This is a genomic window from Bradyrhizobium sp. LM2.9 (assembly GCF_054056555.1).
On record NZ_JBSRYJ010000002.1, the window covers coordinates 4,068,739 to 4,087,766 of the forward strand.

21 protein-coding genes and 1 pseudogene are annotated in these 19,028 nt (G+C 63.1%); 14 read left to right on the plus strand and 8 right to left on the minus strand.

The window, feature by feature from the left end:
* Positions 1–21 precede the first annotated feature (21 nt).
* The 6 genes from ACVWW3_RS21310 to ACVWW3_RS21335 form a co-directional block, all read right to left on the minus strand.
* On the minus strand, positions 22–288 hold the full coding sequence (locus ACVWW3_RS21310; RefSeq protein WP_456648752.1) for a GIY-YIG nuclease family protein: 267 nt from the start codon (positions 286–288) through the stop codon (positions 22–24).
* A gap of 150 nt (positions 289–438) precedes the next feature.
* Positions 439–1,608: a D(-)-tartrate dehydratase gene (gene tarD / locus ACVWW3_RS21315; protein WP_456648751.1), complete on the minus strand. Its 1,170-nt coding sequence runs from the start codon at positions 1,606–1,608 to the stop codon at positions 439–441.
* Between the two features lie 125 nt (positions 1,609–1,733).
* Positions 1,734–1,991: a DUF3297 family protein gene (locus ACVWW3_RS21320; protein ID WP_247442757.1), complete on the minus strand. Its 258-nt coding sequence runs from the start codon at positions 1,989–1,991 to the stop codon at positions 1,734–1,736.
* Positions 1,988–2,464, minus strand: coding sequence for a glutathione peroxidase (locus tag ACVWW3_RS21325; RefSeq protein WP_456648750.1), 477 nt, complete (start codon positions 2,462–2,464; stop codon positions 1,988–1,990). Before ACVWW3_RS21325 ends, ACVWW3_RS21320 begins: the two co-directional genes overlap by 4 nt.
* Before the next feature lie 2 nt (positions 2,465–2,466).
* Positions 2,467–3,867 (minus strand): amidase family protein, encoded by a 1,401-nt coding sequence (locus tag ACVWW3_RS21330; protein WP_247442760.1) that lies wholly within the window; start codon positions 3,865–3,867, stop codon positions 2,467–2,469.
* Positions 3,868–3,975: 108 nt separating this feature from the next.
* Positions 3,976–4,233 (minus strand): DUF6894 family protein, encoded by a 258-nt coding sequence (locus ACVWW3_RS21335; RefSeq protein WP_247339247.1) that lies wholly within the window; start codon positions 4,231–4,233, stop codon positions 3,976–3,978.
* Positions 4,234–4,482: 249 nt separating this feature from the next.
* On the opposite strand from ACVWW3_RS21335, the gene pqqA reads away from it, so the two are divergent.
* From pqqA to ACVWW3_RS21385, 10 genes and pseudogenes are all read left to right on the plus strand, one after another.
* Positions 4,483–4,563, plus strand: coding sequence for a pyrroloquinoline quinone precursor peptide PqqA (pqqA, locus tag ACVWW3_RS21340; RefSeq protein WP_007595659.1), 81 nt, complete (start codon positions 4,483–4,485; stop codon positions 4,561–4,563).
* Between the two features lie 117 nt (positions 4,564–4,680).
* Positions 4,681–5,610 carry a pyrroloquinoline quinone biosynthesis protein PqqB gene (gene pqqB, locus ACVWW3_RS21345; RefSeq protein ID WP_456648749.1) on the plus strand — a complete coding sequence of 310 codons (930 nt, stop codon included), beginning with the start codon at positions 4,681–4,683 and terminating at the stop codon, positions 5,608–5,610.
* Positions 5,611–5,630: 20 nt separating this feature from the next.
* Complete coding sequence (pqqC, locus tag ACVWW3_RS21350) at positions 5,631–6,398, plus strand: pyrroloquinoline-quinone synthase PqqC (protein WP_456649779.1); 768 nt, start codon at positions 5,631–5,633, stop codon at positions 6,396–6,398.
* Positions 6,399–6,409: 11 nt separating this feature from the next.
* On the plus strand, positions 6,410–6,721 hold the full coding sequence (pqqD, locus tag ACVWW3_RS21355) for a pyrroloquinoline quinone biosynthesis peptide chaperone PqqD (protein WP_456648748.1): 312 nt from the start codon (positions 6,410–6,412) through the stop codon (positions 6,719–6,721).
* Complete coding sequence (gene pqqE, locus ACVWW3_RS21360; RefSeq protein WP_247339257.1) at positions 6,718–7,917, plus strand: pyrroloquinoline quinone biosynthesis protein PqqE; 1,200 nt, start codon at positions 6,718–6,720, stop codon at positions 7,915–7,917. The genes pqqD and pqqE overlap by 4 nt, the downstream gene beginning before the upstream one ends.
* Positions 7,907–8,893, plus strand: coding sequence for a prolyl aminopeptidase (gene pip, locus ACVWW3_RS21365; protein WP_456648747.1), 987 nt, complete (start codon positions 7,907–7,909; stop codon positions 8,891–8,893). The genes pqqE and pip overlap by 11 nt, the downstream gene beginning before the upstream one ends.
* A gap of 147 nt (positions 8,894–9,040) precedes the next feature.
* Entirely contained in the window at positions 9,041–9,718 is a 678-nt protein-coding gene (locus tag ACVWW3_RS21370; protein WP_456648746.1) for a hypothetical protein, read from the plus strand.
* 235 nt (positions 9,719–9,953) lie between these two features.
* Complete coding sequence (locus ACVWW3_RS21375) at positions 9,954–11,753, plus strand: FAD-dependent oxidoreductase (protein WP_456648745.1); 1,800 nt, start codon at positions 9,954–9,956, stop codon at positions 11,751–11,753.
* Positions 11,723–13,571, plus strand: a pseudogene (locus ACVWW3_RS21380) (2-oxoacid:acceptor oxidoreductase subunit alpha). The gene ACVWW3_RS21375 and the pseudogene ACVWW3_RS21380 overlap by 31 nt, the downstream one beginning before the upstream one ends.
* Positions 13,568–14,623 (plus strand): 2-oxoacid:ferredoxin oxidoreductase subunit beta, encoded by a 1,056-nt coding sequence (locus ACVWW3_RS21385; RefSeq protein ID WP_247339269.1) that lies wholly within the window; start codon positions 13,568–13,570, stop codon positions 14,621–14,623. Before ACVWW3_RS21380 ends, ACVWW3_RS21385 begins: the two are co-directional and overlap by 4 nt.
* Here ACVWW3_RS21385 and ACVWW3_RS21390 read toward each other — a convergent pair whose 3' ends face one another.
* Both ACVWW3_RS21390 and ACVWW3_RS21395 read right to left on the minus strand, forming a co-directional pair.
* Positions 14,624–15,070, minus strand: coding sequence for a DUF4399 domain-containing protein (locus ACVWW3_RS21390; protein WP_456648743.1), 447 nt, complete (start codon positions 15,068–15,070; stop codon positions 14,624–14,626).
* 17 nt (positions 15,071–15,087) lie between these two features.
* Positions 15,088–16,611: an SUMF1/EgtB/PvdO family nonheme iron enzyme gene (locus ACVWW3_RS21395; protein WP_456648742.1), complete on the minus strand. Its 1,524-nt coding sequence runs from the start codon at positions 16,609–16,611 to the stop codon at positions 15,088–15,090.
* Positions 16,612–16,915: 304 nt separating this feature from the next.
* Here ACVWW3_RS21395 and ACVWW3_RS21400 point away from each other — a divergent pair, with 304 nt between their 5' ends.
* From ACVWW3_RS21400 to ACVWW3_RS21415, 4 genes are all read left to right on the plus strand, one after another.
* Positions 16,916–17,536, plus strand: a complete 621-nt coding sequence (locus ACVWW3_RS21400; RefSeq protein ID WP_354051973.1) for a hypothetical protein — start codon at positions 16,916–16,918, stop codon at positions 17,534–17,536.
* 31 nt (positions 17,537–17,567) lie between these two features.
* Positions 17,568–18,017, plus strand: a complete 450-nt coding sequence (locus ACVWW3_RS21405; protein WP_247339280.1) for a DsrE family protein — start codon at positions 17,568–17,570, stop codon at positions 18,015–18,017.
* Between the two features lie 258 nt (positions 18,018–18,275).
* Positions 18,276–18,599, plus strand: a complete 324-nt coding sequence (locus ACVWW3_RS21410; protein WP_456648741.1) for an ArsR/SmtB family transcription factor — start codon at positions 18,276–18,278, stop codon at positions 18,597–18,599.
* Positions 18,596–19,027, plus strand: a complete 432-nt coding sequence (locus ACVWW3_RS21415) for an SRPBCC family protein (protein WP_456648740.1) — start codon at positions 18,596–18,598, stop codon at positions 19,025–19,027. Before ACVWW3_RS21410 ends, ACVWW3_RS21415 begins: the two co-directional genes overlap by 4 nt.
* Position 19,028: the final 1 nt, after the last annotated feature.

Consider the following 19,028-nt stretch of genomic DNA (forward strand, 5'->3'; position numbering starts at 1 on the left):
CAACCGCTGCTCACTCGGCGGTCAGATCAACGTGTCGTACAAGTCCATCCACTCTGGATTGACGCTCTCGATCAGCGCGAGCTTCTTTGCCCGGCTGCCGCCCTTGATTTGCTTCTCGCGTGCAATCGCGTCGATCATTGTTCCGTGCAACTCGTACCAGACGAGGAGCTTGCAGCCGTATCTCGAGGAGAACCCCTTCACCGAGCCCTCGCGATGTTCGAACGCGCGGCGCGGCGGATTGGATGTGACGCCGATGTATATCGTTCCATTGCGGCGATTGGCGAACATGTACACGCAGGACCGTGATTGCAAGGAGCTCTTGCGACGAAGCAACCCAGGCTGCCACCCGCGAAAGATTCTGGATTGCTTCGCTACGCTCGCAATGACGGAGAAGAGGCTACATCTCGCAATGACGGAGTGTGCGGCCCCGGCGCCAGGCTACTCCGCCAGCGCCTTCATTTCCTTGTAGAGGTCCGACTTGCCTTCGAAGCCGATGCCCGGCAGGTCGGGCATGGTGATGTGGCCGTTCTCGACGCGGACGCCGTCGGGGAAGCCGCCATAGGGCTGGAACAGGTCGGGATAGCTCTCGTTGCCGCCGAGGCCTAAGCCGGCTGCGATGTTGAGCGACATCTGGTGGCCGCCGTGGGGGATGCAGCGGCTTGGCGACCAGCCGTGGGTCTTCAGGACTTCCAGCGTGCGCTGGTATTCGCACAGGCCGTAGGACAGCGCGCAGTCGAATTGCAGCCAGTCGCGATCGGGCCGCATGCCGCCGTAGCGGATCAGATTGCGGGCGTCCTGGTGGCTGAACAGGTTTTCGCCCGTTGCCATCGGCCCCGGATAGAATTCGGCGAGCGCAGCCTGCAGTGCGTAGTCGAGGGGATCGCCGACCTCCTCGTACCAGAACAGCGGATAATCGCGCAGCATCTTGGCGTAGGCGATCCCGGTCTCTAGATCGAAGCGGCCGTTGGCGTCCACCGCAAGCTGCGCGTCCTTGCCGATTTCCTTCAATACCGCCTCGATACGCGTGCGATCGTCCTCGATTCCCGCGCCGCCGATCTTCATCTTCACGACGTTGTAGCCGCGATCGAGATAGCCGCGCATCTCGCCGCGCAGCATCGAGAGGTCCTTGCCGGGATAGTAGTAGCCGCCGGCGGCGTAGACGAACACGCGCGGATTGGCTTTGACGCCATGACGCTCGGCCAGCAGGCGGAACAACGGTTGGCCTGCGATCTTCGCCACCGCATCCCACACCGCCATGTCGATGGTGCCGACCGCGACCGAACGCTCGCCATGACCGCCCGGCTTCTCGTTGGTCATCATTGCGCCCCAGACCTTGTCGGGGTCGAGATTGTCGCCGGCCGCATTCAGCAGCGATTTCGGATCGGCCTCGAGGATGCGCGAGGCAAAGCGCTCGCGGATCAGGCCGCCCTGCCCGTAGCGGCCGTTGGAATTGAAGCCGTAGCCGACGACGCGCTTGCCGTCGCGCACCACGTCGGTGACGACGGCAACCAGGCTCGTCGTCATCTTGGTGAAATCGATATAGGCGTTGCGGATCGGCGAAGAGATTGGTTTCGTGATCTCGCGAACGTCGACGATGCTGACGGACATGGGGGACCTTTTACTTTCGTCATTGCGAGGAGCGAAGCGACGAAGCAATCCAGGTTGTCACTGCGGAAAGATTCTGGATTGCTTCGCTTCGCTCGCAATGACGAGTGGAGAGAGCACCGCGAGTTCTATTTCTTATCCCTGAAATACGGCTCGACCGGGCCGTGCACCTTGATGGTCAGCGGGTTGCCGTGGCGGTCCTTGGCGTTCCCTGCGGTGACGCGGACCCAGCCTTCGCTGATGCAGTATTCCTCGACATTGGTCTTCTCGACGCCCTTGAAGCGGATACCGACGTCGCGCGCCAGGATGTCCGCGTTGTAATGGGGGCTGTTCGGATTGACCGAGAGGCGGTCCGGAAATTCGTCGCTCATGATTGTCTCGCTCATAACAGGATCTCGATTTGCTGCCGCAATCCTTCGGGCCGCGCGGTCGGCGCATAGCGCGAAACCACCTTGCCGGCGCGATCGACCAGGAATTTTGTGAAATTCCATTTGATGGAGGCGCCCAACAGTCCGGATTGCTGGCGTTTCAGGTACTCATACAAGGGATGCGCATGGGCGCCGTTGACGTCGATCTTCTCGAACAGCGGGAAGGTGACGTCGTAATGGGTCGAGCAGAACGCCTGGATCTCACTCGCCGGCCCCGGCTCCTGCGCGCCGAACTGGTTGCAGGGAAAGCCGAGCACCGAAAAACCGCGCGGCGAGAGCTCGCGATGAATATCCTCCAGCCCGCGATATTGCGGCGTGAAGCCGCATTTGCTCGCAGTGTTGACGATCAGGAGCACCTGCCCTTCGAAACGTTTCAGGGCGACTTCATCGCCCGCAAGCGAATTGGCCTTGAAGTCGTAGATCGCAGACATCGCTAACCCACGGGGTCGATCGGCGACGGCGGCACGCCGCCCGCCTCGATCGCCTCGCCTGCAAGCAGACAAAGATCCTCGCGATAACGGCCGGACACGATGTGCACGCCGACCGGCGCCTTGCCGACGAGACCGGTGGAGACCGCGAGGCCCGGCAATCCCATGAAGGGAATCGCGATCTGCGGCAGTTGCGCTTCCCAGACGCGATTGAAGGACTCGTCGTCCTTGCGGTCGAGATGATCCGGGAACGGCAGCTCGCCCGACACCGGGGTCAGCAGCACGGCATATGTCTCGAAGAACAGCATCCACTCGCGGGTCAGCGCGGCGCGGCGGGTCAACGCCTTGGCGTAGTTCGCCTGGTCCATCGGCGTGACCTTGGCGCGGTTGCCGCGGAGGCACGCCAGCGCGCCGGGGTCGCCCTCACGCTCGGCCATCTCGAGCTGCGCCTCGTAGCCGTCGCCGAGCCAGAGTTTTGTCTGCCACTCCACCGCTTCGCGCATCGGCGGGGTGTTCTCGATCATTTCGACGGTCCAGCCGGCGCGTTCCAGCCGCTTGCCTGAATCGATGACGGCCGCCTTCACCTCGGGAGCCGTCGCAAGCCCGTCAGGGTTGAGGCAGAGCGCGGCGCGCTTCGGCCGCGCGGGACCTTCCAGCGGCGCTGGCACAAACCAGGGGTCGCGGATGTCGCGGGCCGACATCGCGGCGAGCGAAATTCTGAGATCGTTGACGGTGCGCGCCAGTGGTCCCGACACAGCCATGATCTGCGGCCCGATCGGACGCTCGGGCAGCGCCGGGTTGAAGGCGGGAATGCGGCCCAGGGTCGGGCGCAGGCCGTGCACGCCGCAGGCATAGGCGGGATAGCGGATCGAGCCGGCAATGTCGGTGCCGTGGGCGATATGGCCGATGCCGGCCGCGACCGCCGAACCGGCGCCGCCGGACGAGCCGCCCGGCGTCAGCGAGGCGTCGCGCGGGTTCTTGGTGTCGCCATGGACCAGATTGGTGGTGAACCAGCGATAGGAGAAGGCCGGGCAATTGGTCCGCCCAAGGAGAATGGCGCCCGCTTTGCGGAAATTGGCGACCACCGGGTTGTCCTCGCGCGCGATCAGGTCGCGCTGGAGTTTCAGGCCGTTGGTGGTGGCAAAGCCCTCCTGGTCGACATTGGCCTTGATGGTGACGGGCACGCCGGCCAGCACGCCGGGGTCTTCCCCCCTGGCAATGGCGGCATCGACGGCATCAGCCTGCCTGAGCACGTCCTCCGGCCGATGATCGATCACGGCATTGAGGATGGGGTTGACGGCATCGAGCCGGGCGAGGCCGGCCTTGGCGGCTTCCCTGGCGGAAACCTTTTTGGCTTTGACGAGGGTGACGAGGTCGGCGGCGGACAGGCGCCAGAGATCTTGCATGGCTTGCTCCGTATAACCGGGCCCTTTTAGCCCCGGGAACGCGGCAAAGTCATGCAGATTTCGCAGGGATACCTCCGTCATTGCTGTGACGGGGAGAGAGCTGGGGGCTCAATGCCGCGTGGCGGACTGGTCGGGCATGTCGAGGAGCGCCTCGGTGAAGGGGAATTCGAGCACGATCTCGCCTTCGACGTCAGTGACCTCGATGACAGCTTCCATCAGGGCCGGCTGGGTGCCTTCCGATTTCAGGACCTCAAGGATCATTTGGCGGGCGACCTCCCAGGCGCGATCGGGATTGCGCAGGACCTCCCCTTCGGGATCCACGATCAGTTCGTTGCCGATGCGGGTGTTGAAGAAATATTTGGGCATCACCGAGATCCAATTGGGTCGCCTGTACCGGATTGAAAGCTGCACTGCACTCACAACTGCTTTATCAGGACAGCGCTCGCGGCCGAATGCCCCTTGGCGCAAGACTGCCTCATCAAAAGCGGTGTTCCAACCCCGATATTTCGCGCCGCAACATGGCTTTATCGGGAAGATTTCACTAGCGAACTTTTCCGCCCGCACTAACTTAAGGGCTGGGCGGATACGTCCGAATTCGCGAAATGGAGAGCCGAAATGGCCTGGAAAGCACCGAAGATCGTCGAAGTGCCCTGTGGCATGGAAATCAACATGTATGTGAGCGCCACCCGCAAGTAAGCGGCTGGCGATCTGCGTTCAGCGCAGGTGGGTCTCTCGGTCACGGCAGGTTTCCGAACGACGGAAACTGTGTTGGCCTGAGATCCACCTCGCAGCGTTCCTTCCAGGAGACGGATCATGCTTCGCGTCGTCGTCCTGGGCGCCGCAGCCGGCGGCGGAGTGCCGCAGTGGAATTGCGGCTGCGAGGGCTGCCGGGCGGCCCGTGAAAACGGCCAGGAGCTCCAGAGAACCCAGGCCTCGGTCGCCTTCAGCGGCGACGGCGAGCACTGGTTCCTGATCAACGCCTCCCCCGACCTCCGCCAGCAATTGAATGCCACGCCGCAGCTGCATCCGAAGGCAGGCGCGCTGCGCCACACCCCGATCGCAGGCGTGATCCTGACCAACAGCGAAGTGGACGCGGTGGCAGGCCTGCTGTCGATGCGCGAGGGCTCGCCTTTCACGATCTATGCGCATGAGAAGGTGCTGGCGATCCTGAACGCCAACAGCATCTTCAACGTGCTGAACGAGAAGAACGTGCGGCGCCAGCCGATCGACATCGATGAGCCGTTCGAGCCGCGGCTGCCGGACGGGGCGCGCTCAGGACTCGAGCTGCTGCCCTTCGCGGTCTCGGGCAAATCGGCCTGGTATCTGGAAGGCAAGGCGCATCCGGGCGGCGAGACCGGCGACGGCGATACGCTGGGATTGAAGATCACCGACAAAGCGACCGGCAAGTGCTTCTACTTCATCGCCGCCTGCGCCGAGGTCACCGACGCGCTCAAGGCCGAGATCGACGGCGCCGCTTTGGTGTTCTTCGACGGCACGGTGTGGCAGGACGACGAGATGATCAGGGCCGGGCTTAGCCATAAGACCGGCAAGAGCATGGGCCATGTCGCGATGTCCGGCGACGACGGCGCCATTGAGCGGCTCGCCGATCTCACACTCGACAGGAAGATATTTCTGCATATCAATAACTCGAATCCGGCGCTGCTGCCCGCATCACCCGAGCGCAAGGCCGCTGAAGCGGCGGGCTGGCAGATACCCGCTGACGGAACGGAGATCGTGCTGTGAATGCCGCGTCACTGACTGGAATGACCTCGCTCTCGATCGGCAAGGACATCAAGCTCAACTCCGCCGAGGAGCTGGAGGCGACGTTGCGCCATATCGGGGCGACGCGCTATCACAGCCTGCATCCGTTCCATAAGCTGCTGCACGGCGGCAAGCTGAACAAGGGCCAAGTGCAGGCCTGGGCGCTCAACCGGTACTATTACCAGAGCACGATCCCGATCAAGGACGCGGTGGTGATCTCGCGCTTCCGCGACCGCGCCACCCGGCTGGAATGGCGCCACCGCATCGAGGACCATGACGGCGATATCGGTTCTGAGGGCGGCATCGAGCGCTGGCTCAAGCTGACCGACGGTCTCGGGCTCGACACGGCCTATGTGGAGTCGACCGAAGGCATCCTGCCGGCGACGCGCTTTGCGGTCGAAGCCTATGTTCACTACTGCCGCGAAAAGAGCCCGCTGGAGGCGATCGCCTCCTCGCTCACCGAATTGTTTGCGCCGAACCTGCACGAGGAGCGCATCTCCGGCATGCTGGAGCACTACGACTTCGTCAATCCTGACATCATGAGCTACTTCAAGCGCCGACTGGCGCAGGCGCCGCGGGACGCCGGCTTCGCGCTCGACTATGTCAAGGCGCATGCGAGGACGCCGGAAGAGCGCGCGTCGGTCTGCAATGCGCTGATCTTCAAGACCAATGTGCTATGGGTGCAGCTCGACGCGCTCCAACACGCCTATGTCGAGGGCCACATTCCGCCGGGCGCGTTCGTGCCCCAAGAACACCAAAAGGCGAGCTGAGGGAACAACCGATGGCCGGGCCGCGTAACATCAGCGTCAGCGAGACGAGCCGGCCGGTTCTGCCGCGGCACACCAAGCTGAAGTATGACGAAACGCGAAAAGTCTGGGTGATCCTGGCGCCGGAACGGGTGCTGGCACCCGACGAGATCGCCGTCGAGGTCTTGCAGCTCTGCGACGGCGAGCGCAATGTCGGCGACATCTCCGACCAGCTGGCCGCGAAATACGCCGCGCCGCGAGATGCGATCCTCACCGATGTGATCGCCATGCTGCAGGATCTCGCCGACAAGGGCTTTCTCACGGAGGCCCGGGAGAAGACGTCATGAGCGATGTGCTCGGTAATCCCACCATCCCGGCTGACGCCAGCGACAGCCTCGCGGTGCTCGAAAAGCAACGCTCGACGGCCGAGACGTTCGGCATTCCGCTCGCGGTGCTGCTCGAGATCACCCATCGCTGCCCGCTGCAATGCCCCTATTGCTCCAACCCGGTCGAGCTCGACCGCTCGGGCAAGGAGCTGACCACCGAGGAATGGAAGAAAGTTCTGAGCGAGCTCGCCGAGATCGGCGTGCTCCAGGTGCATTTCTCCGGCGGCGAGCCGACCGCGCGCAAGGATCTGGTCGAGCTGGTCAAGCATGCCAGCGACGTCGGCCTCTACACCAACCTCATCACCTCCGCCGTGCTGCTGACACGCGAGCGGCTAAGCGAGCTGGCCGATGCCGGGCTCTGCCATGTGCAGATCAGCTTCCAGGGCGTTGAAGAAGCCCTCGCCGATCGCGTCGGCGGCTACAGAGGCGGGCACCACAAGAAGCTCGAAGTGGCAAAATGGACGCGCGAGCTCGACCTGCCGCTCACCGTAAATGCGGTGATGCACCGGCAGAACCTGCATCAGCTTCCTGATATCATCCAGATGTCGATCGATCTCGACGCCGACCGGCTCGAGGTCGCCAACGTGCAATATTACGGCTGGGCCCTGAAGAACCGCGCCGCGCTGATGCCGACGGTGGCGCAGCTCGACGAGTGCACCCACACCGTCGAGGAAGCGCGCGAGCGGCTCAAGGGCCGGCTGACGATCGACTACGTCGTGCCCGACTATTACGCGCTGCGGCCGAAGAAGTGCATGGGCGGCTGGGGCCGGCAATTCTTCAACATCTCCCCGGCCGGCAAGGTGCTGCCCTGCCACGCCGCCGAGAGCATCACCGGGCTCGACTTCGAATCGGTGCGCTCCAACCATTCGATCGCCTGGATCTGGCAGAACTCGGACGCCTTCAACCGCTATCGCGGCACCGGCTGGATGAAGGAGCCGTGCAAGTCGTGCGAATTCCGGGAGATCGATTTCGGCGGCTGCCGCTGCCAGGCTTTTGCGCTGACCGGCGACGCCGCCAACACCGATCCGGCCTGCGCGCTGTCGCCGCTGCATGAGACCATCTTCAAGCAGGCCGAGCGCGAAGCCGAGGGCGAAACCAACCGCTTCCTCTATCGCAATTTCGCCGGCGGCACTCTGGAATCCGAGAATGGTGCCTGACGCCGACGCGGCCGCATCCGCCAAACGTACCGATCCCTTTGCGCCGCTGACCTCCGAAATGCTCGACGTCGGCGACGGCCACGAGCTCTATATCGAGAGCACCGGCCGCACTGACGGAATCCCTGCGGTCTATCTGCATGGCGGCCCCGGCAGCGGCTGCCAGCCCGACCATCGCCGGCTGTTCGATCCCGACCGTTTTCATGCCGTGCTGTTCGACCAACGCGGCTGCGGCCGCAGCCGGCCGAAGGGATCGCGCGAGCACAACACCACGGCGCACCTGATCGCGGACATGGAAAAAATCCGCGAAAATTTCGGCTGCGACCGCTGGATGGTGGTCGGCGGCTCCTGGGGCGCGACGCTGGCGCTGGCGTATGCGCAGGCGCATCCCGAGCGCGTCTCCGGCATCGCGCTGCGCGCGACGTTTTTGGGTACGCGAGCGGAAGTGGAGACGGCCTTCACCTCGCGCCTGTCCCAGTTCTATCCCGCGCTCTACGCGGATTTCCTGAGCGTGCTGCCGGTCGGGGAGCGCGAGCGGCCGGTGGACGCCTATTGGCGCCGCATCCTCGATGCCGATCCGGCCGTGCACGGCCCAGCATCGCGCGCGTGGCATGATACCGAGCGCGCGTTGTCCGAGCACAAGGCGGCAAAGACGCGGATCGACCTGGCCTCGCTGAACGTGTGGCGCACATTGCCTGCGACGCCATTCATGGAGGCGCATTATTTCGTCCAGGACAGCTTCATGTCCGAGAACCAGTTGTTGCGGAACGCCGGTCAGCTCGATGGTATTCCGGGCATCATCGTCCAGGGACGCTACGATCTGCTGTGTCCTCCTGAGACATCTCAAGCGCTCGCGAAAGTGTGGCCGGGTTCCGAGATTCGCATCGTGGAGGAAGCGGGACATTCACTCTATGATGCCGGCGTGCGGGACGCGGTCATGAAGTCGATCGCGGATCTCGCCTCCAAGGCCGCGCGATAGATCTATCTCCTCATCCTGAGGAGCGCTTCGAAGGAGCGCGTCTCGAAGGATGCAGGCCCCGAGATGCGAAAGCCGGGCCTTCATGGTTCGAGACGCCACTTCGTGGCTCCTCACCATGAGGGTGTGGATGGGAAGGACAACAAGAAAATGCCACTCGCCGGAACAGGCATGCTGCTGACGTCGATGAACATCGACGCGGCACACGAAGCCGATTTCAACCGCTGGTACGATCGCGAGCATCTGGAAGAGCGCGTCGCGATCGAGGGATTCCTCGAGGCGCGGCGCTATGTCGCTCACGCCGCCAATCTCAAATATCTCTCCCTGTATTCGACCGAAACGCTCGACGTGCTCGACAGCCCCGCCTACCGGGCGCGGCTCGCCAATCAGACCGAATGGTCGCGGCGGAACATGGCGCATTTCAAGGACATGCTCCGCGTTGTCGCGCGTATCACCATCAGCGACGGTGCCGGGCGCGGGGCTGCGCTCGGCGTGGTGCGGCTGCGGCCGACGCCTGAGAATGCCGGGGCATGGCGTGACGCGCTGCAAGAAAAGCTGGCGCCGCAACAGCGCGAGGGCATCATCTCCATGCATCTGCTCGAGAGCGAACCCGAATTGTCAGGCGCGACCGCGGACATTCCGGCGGTGCGCAACGAAGGCGCGCGCGACTGGTTCGTGCTGGTCGACGGCACGCATGTCAGCGCGGTCTCGGCCGTGATCGCCGAGCGCTTCACCGGCCCTGCCGCGGCGCCATTCCCGCTTCCTGTGTCGGTCGGCACCTACAGCCTCATGTGGGATCTCGCGAAGAGCGACATCGCTCACAATTAAGCAATCGGACGCATCGCAACATGCTGCACCGCCGCATACCGGCGCGGCCGTTAATGCTGTGAGCGCTTAGCTCCCATGAAAGAGGGGAAGCGCGAAAATTTGCCGTTGTACTTCGGAAGAGTTCTAATAAGCTAACCCAATGACGTCATTCAGAAACCAGATCGACGCGCGTTAGCGTTCGCCAAGCTCAAGAAAAGGCCGCGGGGGTCTTTGAGCCTGCGCGGACAGGGTAGGAATGAAACCGACCGATATCGCGGCCCCCGACTACTTTCACAAAGTCGTCGATTGCCAATGGGCCTGTCCTGCACACACCCCCGTCCCCGAATACATCCGACTGATCGCCCAAGGCCGCTACAGCGACGCCTACATGATCAATTGGAAATCGAACGTGTTTCCCGGAATTCTGGGACGCACCTGCGACCGTCCGTGCGAGCCGGCGTGCCGGCGCGGACGCGTCGAGGAGACGCCGGTCGCGATCTGCCGCCTCAAGCGCGTCGCCGCCGACTTCAAGGACGATATCACGCAGCGCCTGCCGCGGCCTTCGGCGAAAAACGGCAAGCGTGTTGCATTCGTCGGCGGTGGCCCCGCCTCGCTGACCGTCGCGCGCGATCTCGCGCCGCTCGGCTATCACTGCACAGTGTTCGACGGTGATCCCCAAGCCGGCGGGATGATGCGCTCGCAGATCCCGAAATTCCGCCTGCCCAATTCGGTGATCGACGAGGAGACCGGCTACATCCTCAATCTCGGCGTCGACTTCAAAGGCGGCCATCGCATCGAGAGCATGAAGTCGCTGCTCGCGGAGAAATATGACGCGATCTTCGTCGGCTCCGGCGCACCGCGCGGACGCGAGCTCGACATCCCCGGACGCAAGGAAGCAGCCGCCAACGTCCATATCGGCATCGACTGGCTGTCCTCGGTCTCGTTCGGCCACACCGACAAGATCGGCAAGCGCGTCATCGTGCTCGGCGGCGGCAACACCGCGATGGATTGCTGCCGGACCGCGCGCCGCCTCGGCGGCGAAGAGGTGAAGGTCGTCGTGCGCTCCGGCTTCGAGGAGATGAAGGCCTCGCCCTGGGAGAAGGAAGACGCGCTCCACGAGGACATCCCGATCCTCAACTTCCTCGTCCCCGTCGCCTTCGTCCACGACGACGGCAAGCTCACCGGCATCACCTTCCAGAAAGTGAAGGCCGAATACGACGCCAAGGGCCGCCGTAACCTCGTGCCCTCCGGCGAGCCGGACCAGACCATCGAATGCGACGACGTGCTGGTCGCGGTCGGTCAGGAGAATGCCTTCCCCTGGATCGAGCAGGATTGCGGCATCGAGTTCGATAAATGGCACATGCCCAAGGTCGATCCGAAGACGTTCGTATCGACCAATCCAAAAGTGTTCTTCGGCGGCGACGCCTCGTTCGGACCGAAGAACATCATCTGGGCCGTGGCGCAGGGCCATGATGCCGCGCTGTCGATCCACAGGATGCTCTCGGGCGAGGACATCACCGAACGGCCATTGCCGGAGGTGCATGTCTCATCGCAAAAGATGGGCATCCACGAATGGAGCTATGACAACGACATTTCCAACGACAAGCGTTTCAAGGTGCCGCATCGCGACAAGGTGATCGCGCTGAAGGACATTCGCACCGAGGTCGAGCTCGGCTACGATGTCAAGCTGGCGCTTGGCGAAGCCGAGCGCTGCCTGAACTGCGACGTGGAGACGGTGTTCTCGACCTCGCTCTGCATCGAATGCGACGCCTGCGTCGATATCTGCCCGATGGATTGCATCACCTTCACAGAGAATGGCGAAGAGGCCGATCTGCGCCAGCGCCTGAAAGCGCCCTCGCCCCGTCCGGACCAGGACCTCTACGTCTCCAGCGACCTGAAGACCGGGCGCGTGATGGTCAAGGACGAGGATGTCTGCCTGCATTGCGGGCTGTGCGCCGAGCGTTGTCCCACCGGCGCCTGGGACATGCAAAAATATTTCATCGAGATGACTTACGCAGGTTCAGCATGTCCGACAAAAAGCCGATCAGCAGCGTAAACGACTTCGTCGTCCGCTTCGCCAACGTCAATGGATCGGGCTCGGCCAGCGCGAACGAGATGTTCGCGCGCGCGATCCTGCGTCACGGCGTCCCGGTGAGCCCCCGCAACATCTTTCCCTCCAACATCCAGGGCCTGCCGACCTGGTACGAGGTGCGGGTGACCGAACACGGCCATCTCGGCGCCCGCGGCGGCGTCGACATGATGGTCGCGATGAACCCGCAGACCTGGGACAAGGACGTCGCGGGCATCGAGCCCGGAGGCTATCTGTTCTACGATTCCACCAAGCCGATGCCGTCGACCAAATTCCGCGACGACGTCACCGTGATCGGCGTCCCGCTGACCGCAATCACCAATTCGACTTACACCGATCCACGCCAACGCCAGCTGTTCAAGAACATCATCTATCTCGGCGCGCTCTCGGCGCTGCTCGACATGGATCCGAAACTGATCGAGCAGCTAATCGGCGAGCAGTACAAGGGCAAGGAGAAGCTGCTCTCCTCCAACGTCCACGCGCTGCATCTCGGCCGCGACTGGGCGCTGCAGAACCTCAAATGCCCGACCGGGCTGCGGGTGAAGAAGTCCGATAAGGTCGGCGACCGCATCTTCATCGAGGGCAACAGCGCCGCCGCGCTCGGCGCCGTCTATGGCGGCGCCACCGTGTGCGCCTGGTATCCGATCACGCCGTCCTCGTCCGTGGCGGAGGCTTTTACCGCTCACTGCAAGAAGTACCGGCACGATCCTGATACGGGCAAGGCGAAATACGCGATCGTGCAGGGCGAGGACGAGCTGGCTTCGATCGGTATCGTGATCGGCGCCTCCTGGAACGGCGCGCGCGCATTCACCGCGACCTCCGGCCCCGGCATCTCGCTGATGACGGAGTTCATCGGCCTTTCATACTTCGCCGAAATCCCGGCTGTGATCATGAACATCCAGCGCGCCGGTCCCTCGACCGGCATGCCGACCCGCACCCAGCAATGCGACATCATCGCCTGCGCCTATGCTTCGCATGGCGACACCAAGCATGTGCTGCTGTTCCCGGAAGATCCGGCTGAAGCGTTCGAATTTGCAGCCGCCGCTTTCGATCTCGCCGAGCGGCTCCAGACCACCATCTTCCTGATGCTCGACCTCGATATCGGCATGAACCACCGGCTCTGCCGTCCCCTGAAGTGGGACGACGCCAAGCAATATGACCGCGGCAAGGTCATGACCGCGGAGATGCTGGACGAAGGCCGTGACTTCGGCCGCTATCTCGACGTCGACGGCGACGGCATCCCCTACCGCACCTATCCCGGCACGCATCCGACCAAGGGCTCCTATTTTACCCGCGGCACTTCGCGTGATCGCTATGCGCGGTACTCCGAGGAAGGCTCGGTCTACGCCGACAACATGCAGCGTCTCATGCGCAAGTTCGAGACCGCGCAGGATCTGGTGCCGCGGCCGCTTCAGGCCAATGCGGAACGGCCGACTAAATACGGCGTGATCATATTTCGGCTCGACCACGCCGGCGATGGACGAGGCGATCGGATTGCTGGAAACGCGCGGGCATCAGCTCGACCGCCTGCGCATCCGCGCCTTCCCGTTCCACTCGAGCGTGGCGAGCTTCCTCGCCGAACACGATTTCGTCTACGTGGTCGAGCAGAACCGCGACAGCCAGCTGCGCCAGCTCATCGTCAACGAGAACGGCATCGACCCGGTGCGGCTCGTGCCGATCGTGCATTACGACGGTTCGCCGATCACCGCCCGCTTCATCGCAAAAGCCATTGGCGACCACCAGGATCACCTCAAGGTGACCCCGCTCCGCAAGGCCGTGTCATGACCTACATTGCAAAGCCGAAATTCCATCATCCGGGCCTCAAGAAGAACGAGCTCGGCTACACCCATCGCGACTACGAAGGCAAGATCTCGACCCTGTGCGCCGGCTGCGGCCATGACTCGATCACGGCGTCGATCATCGAGGCCTGCTACGAGCTTTCGATCGAGCCGCACCGGGTGGCAAAAATCTCGGGTATCGGCTGCTCCTCGAAGACGCCGGACTACTTCCTCGGCAATTCACACGGCTTCAACACCGTGCATGGCCGCATGCCGTCGGTCTTGACCGGCGCCAACCTCGCCAACCGCGATTTGATCTATCTCGGCGTCTCCGGCGACGGCGACTCTGCGTCGATCGGCTTCGGCCAGTTCGCGCATTCGATCCGGCGTGGCGTCAACATGACCTATATCGTCGAGAACAACGGCGTCTATGGCCTGACCAAGGGCCAATTCTCCGCGACCGCCGACCGCGGCTCGAAATCCAAGAAGGGCGCCACCAACACCGACAACGCCATCGACCTCGTCGCGATCGCGCTACAACTGGGCGCGACCTTCGTCGCGCGCTCGTTCTCCGGCGACAAGTCCCAGCTCGTGCCGCTGATCGCGGCGGCGATCGGCCACAAGGGCGCGTCGTTCATCGACGTCATCAGCCCCTGCATCGCCTTCAACAACCACGCCGGCTCGACCAAGAGCTTCGACTATGTCCGCGAGCACAATGACGCGGTGAACCGGCTCGATGTGCTGGTCGGCCGCGACCCCATCGCGGTGGATTACGCACCAGGCACGGTGCAAATGGTCGAACAGCATGATGGCAGCAAGATCGCATTGCGCAAGATCGACGCCGACTACGATCCGCATGACCGGCTCGGTGCCCAGACCTTCCTCCAGAAGCACGCCGCCAAGGGCCAGATCGTCACCGGCCTGCTCTACGTCGATCCCGACGCGGAAGATCTGCACGAGCATCTCAACACGGTGGAGACGCCGCTCAACACGCTGGAAGCGGACACGCTGTGCCCGGGCTCGGCGATGCTGGACAAGTTCAACGCCAGCCTGCGGTGATCATTTGCCGCGCTGAGGCAACGGCCTGACGCGCACCGTGATCTTGTCCGACACGACGGGCGGCTCGAACGGATAGTGCTTGGCATCGCCGAGCACGAGTTGAAGCGTGTGCGTTCCGGGCGGGAGGTCGAGAAGAGTTTCGGTCTGCCCTGCCCCGAAATGCAGATGCGACTTGTCCTGCAAGATCGGCTCCTTGGGATCGACGGGGTCGTTGACGTCTATCAGCAAATGATGATGGCCGGCGTTCTGGTAGTCGTCGCCGGCATGCGTCACGCCCATGTTCCGCAAGCCGAACCGAACCAGAAATCCGCCGCGCACCTTCTGTCCCTCATGCGGGGTGATGAAATAGAGTTTTGCGTCCTTGGGGGCGGTCTTGCCTTGCGGACAAGCGACACCCGGAAGCAATGCAAGCGCCGCCGAGAGCGCGACGCAGCGAAGGATTTGCATCAAACCTACTCCAGCACTTAAGGACTGAGCGCGACGCGGAATCCGTGCGTCGGATAACGGACATTGGTGTCGTAGCCATCGCGGTTGGACGGCCGCACATATCTCGAATCGTTCTTCCAGGAGCCAGAGCGCAGGACATGAGCGCTGCAGTCCCCGCTGCTCCATGCCGAGCCGTCACCGGGTGCCCCCTGATAGGTTTTGTGCCAGCAGTCCTCGACCCATTGATCGACGCCGCCGCCCATGTCGTGCAGTCCGAACGGATTCGGCTTGAAGCTACCGACCTTCGCGGGCTGCTCGGCCGCGAGGTCACCACAATCCTTGCAACCGGCCATGCCTTGCTGAAGCTTGTCGCCCCACCAATATTTTGTCTGCGTTCCGCCGCGCGCGGCATATTCCCATTCGGCTTCGGTCGGAAGCCGATAGGGCTTCTTCGTCGACCGCACGAGATAGGCCGCATATTGTTGTGCGTCTGACCAGCTCACATTGGTGACCGGCGCATCATCCTTGCCGATGGCGGTGAAGCCGCATGCCTTCGTGGCCGCGCATTCGTTCCATTCCTGCACGGTCACCGGATATTTTCCGATCGAGAAGGGTTTGATCGTGACCTGATGGACAGGTCGTTCGGTCGGATCATCATTGCTTCCCATCGCGAAGCTGCCGCCGCGAATGGCGATCAATTCGGGTTCTCGCACCGGCGTTGCCGATTGATCGGGCGCCGGGGCGGACGGCGAAGGTGATGACGCCAACGAGGGCGACGGTTGCGGTGTCGGGCTCGCCGCTTCGCGCGGCGGAGGCTGCGGGATCGGGGACACGCTGGGAGAGACGGCCGGCGTAGCCGCCTGCTCGTTCGTCCTGGTCGGTTGCGTCAGCAGGTACCAGAGCACGCCGGCGGCAATGACCAGCAGCGTGATGCTCAAGAGAAAGATGAGGGTATTCTCGCGCCGGCCTCGCGTCGTGCCGACCGCATTTGCGTCCGGCAGCACGCGATAGATGCGCACGGGATCCGTGATGTTCTTGACCTTGCGGTCTCCGAGCGACTCATAGCCGCACACCACCTTGTGCTTGATCTGCTCGTAGATCGCGCCCGAGATGTAGACCTGACCAGGCTCCGCAATGCCTTCGATGCGTGTCGCGATGTTGACGCCATCGCCGTAGACATCGTCCGGCTCCACAATGACATCACCCAGATTGACGCCAATCCGGTATTCGATCCGGGTATCTTTCGCGAGCGATGCGTTGCGGCCGATGAGGTTCTGCTGAATGACGATGCTGCATCGGACAGCCTCGACGGGACTGTCGAAAATCGCGATGAAGCCGTCGCCCGTCGTCTTCACCAGTGATCCGTGGTGCTCGACGATGCTGGGCTGGATGAGATCCCGTTCGATCCGTTTGACGCGGACGTGCGTGCCTTCCTCGTCGGCCTGCATCAGGCGACTGTAGGAAGCGATATCACCGACGATGATCGCGGCGAGACGACGAGGCATGGGGCCGTGTGAAGGCGGCTCGTCATTCCCGGATCTGAAGTTGCGAATTTCGCCCATCGCGGGGGGACTCCACCAACTACAAAGGCAGTCCCAGCTTACGACTTCCAAACGCGTCTGTCTGTGAAGGCTATCACATCGATGAAGCGGGGCAACGTCGAAGGAATCGCAGGCATCGAGTTCCGAAAGGCGACAGCGTCACCTCGATTGAACCTTCACGATCCCCGCGACGACTAACGCCCTGCATGGAACTATCAGCTCGCTCCGCCCCAGCGATGATCATGTCAGGGACACGCGACGTTGAACGCGTCGCACCCGGGCCGCGTCTACAGCTTACAGCTCAGCTGCGGCGTTCGAGGCCATCATGAAGTTTTCCCTTTTTGCTGCCGTCATTTTTGCCACGTTCATCGGCGCCGCCCGGGCCGAGGAGGCCGAAGACATCCGCGAGGCGGGCAAGACCGAGGCCGAGACCTTCAACGCGCGGATGTACGCAGGCACGCCCGGCAACAAGGCTTATGCCTGCTTCGTCCGCCGCTACGATGCCGAACACCTGGCGCGGCATCCCAAGCAGAAAGTCGCCTTGATGAAGCTGCTGGTCTCCGCGGAATTCGACAGCGAGGACAAGCAGCTGCACAATTCCTTCCGGCTCGGCTTCAAATATCGCCATCGTAGCGGCGATTTCAATTCCGGCGGCTCCTGTAGCCATGTTGTGTTTGTGAAGGACGGGAACGATGTCCGCCTCGGCTGCGGCGTCGACTGCGAGGGCGGCAGCATCGGGGTTGCGCTGTCGAAGGACGATAAATCGACCGTCGTGCGGCTGGTGCGGGTCAGGGTCTGGCAGAACAACAAGCCGGATGACGACGCCGAGCAATCGCTGGTCGCCGGCGCCGACGACGGGATCTTCCGCCTCGACCGCACTGACGCCAGAGAGTGCGCCTCGCTCGTGACCGATCGCAAGGAAGTCGCCGCGCTCCGCCACAAATGATATATCTCAGGCGCAATCGAGGGAGATCGTCATGAACCGCCGGAACATCCTGTGGAGCGCCGTCTCGGCCGTGGGCGCGGCGCTCGGCGCCTCGCGTGCACAAGCCGCCACCGAAGCGAGCACGGGCAGCAAGCTGAAGGTGGTCTATCACCTCAGCGACGCGGAGAAGGTCAATTTCGTGCTCGGCAACATCCAGAACCACATCGACGGCGTCGGCGGTCCTGATCAGGTCACGATCGCGCTGGTGATCCATGGACCGGCGCTGAAGGCGTTTCACGGGGCACAGGCCAACCCTGACATCAGCAAGCGCGTCAGCGATTTCTCCAAGGACGGCGTCGAGCTCGCCGCGTGCGGCAACACGATGAAGGCGCAGAACGTCACGCTTACGGATCTCTTGCCGGGCTTCGTCAGCGCGGAAAAAGGCGGCGTGGTCCGCCTGGCCGAGCTTCAGTCGCAGGGTTATCTCTATCTGCGGCCGTAAGCAGGTTACCGCGAAAAAGGTGAGCTCCCTCCCCTGCTTGCGAGTCGGGGTAAGGGTGTCTCCACAATCGGAGAATCCCCAAGAGGAGAAAACCCTCACCCGGCGCTACGCGCCGACCTCTCCCGCAAGCGGGCGCAAGCGGGGGAGGTGCACCGGTGCCCGCGGCAAGTACTGAAATCCGACCGCCCCCTCATCGCGCTTGACATATCATAACCCCATGGTTATGAATTAATCCATAACTTACAGGTTATGAATCTCATGTCCGTCGCTCACGACCTTCTGTTCAGGACGCTTGCCGATCCGACCCGGCGGGCGATCTTCGAGCGGCTGTGCCGCGAAGGGGAACAGACAGTCGGGGCACTGACGGCGGTATCAGGCGTTTCCCAGCCGGCGGTCTCAAAACATCTCGGCGCGCTGAAGCAGGCCGGGCTGGTGCGCGACCGGCATCAAGGACGGCAAACGCATTACAGCGCGCAACCTGCCGCGCTCAATCCGCTGATCGACTGGACCGGCCAGATGGCCGGGTTCTGGCAAAACCGGCTCGACGCGCTCGACGATCTCCTGAAGAGGATGGACCAATGACCGAAGCCGCTACCGAGATGCGTTCTGTCGTCATTGAGCGCGAGTTTGCCTTTCCGGCGGAGCGGATCTGGCGCGCGCTGACGCAGCCGCACCTGATCGAGGAATGGCTGATGAAGAACGACTTCAAGCCGACCGTGGGCCATCGCTTCAATCTTCGCGGCGAGTGGGGTGGCGTGCTCGACTGCGAGGTTCTCACCATCGAGCCACAGCGCACGCTCGCCTACACCTGGAATTTCACGCATGACGACGCGGCGTTCGATCTCAAGAGCGTCGTGACCTTCACGCTGACACCGGCGGGCGCCGGCACGCAACTGCGGGTCGAGCAAGCCGGCTTCAGCCCGACGCAGAAGCAGGCTTTTGGCGGCGCGCATGCCGGCTGGAAGCAGTTTTTCGCCAAGCTGGACGAGGTGCTGGCGCGGGCTGACTAGC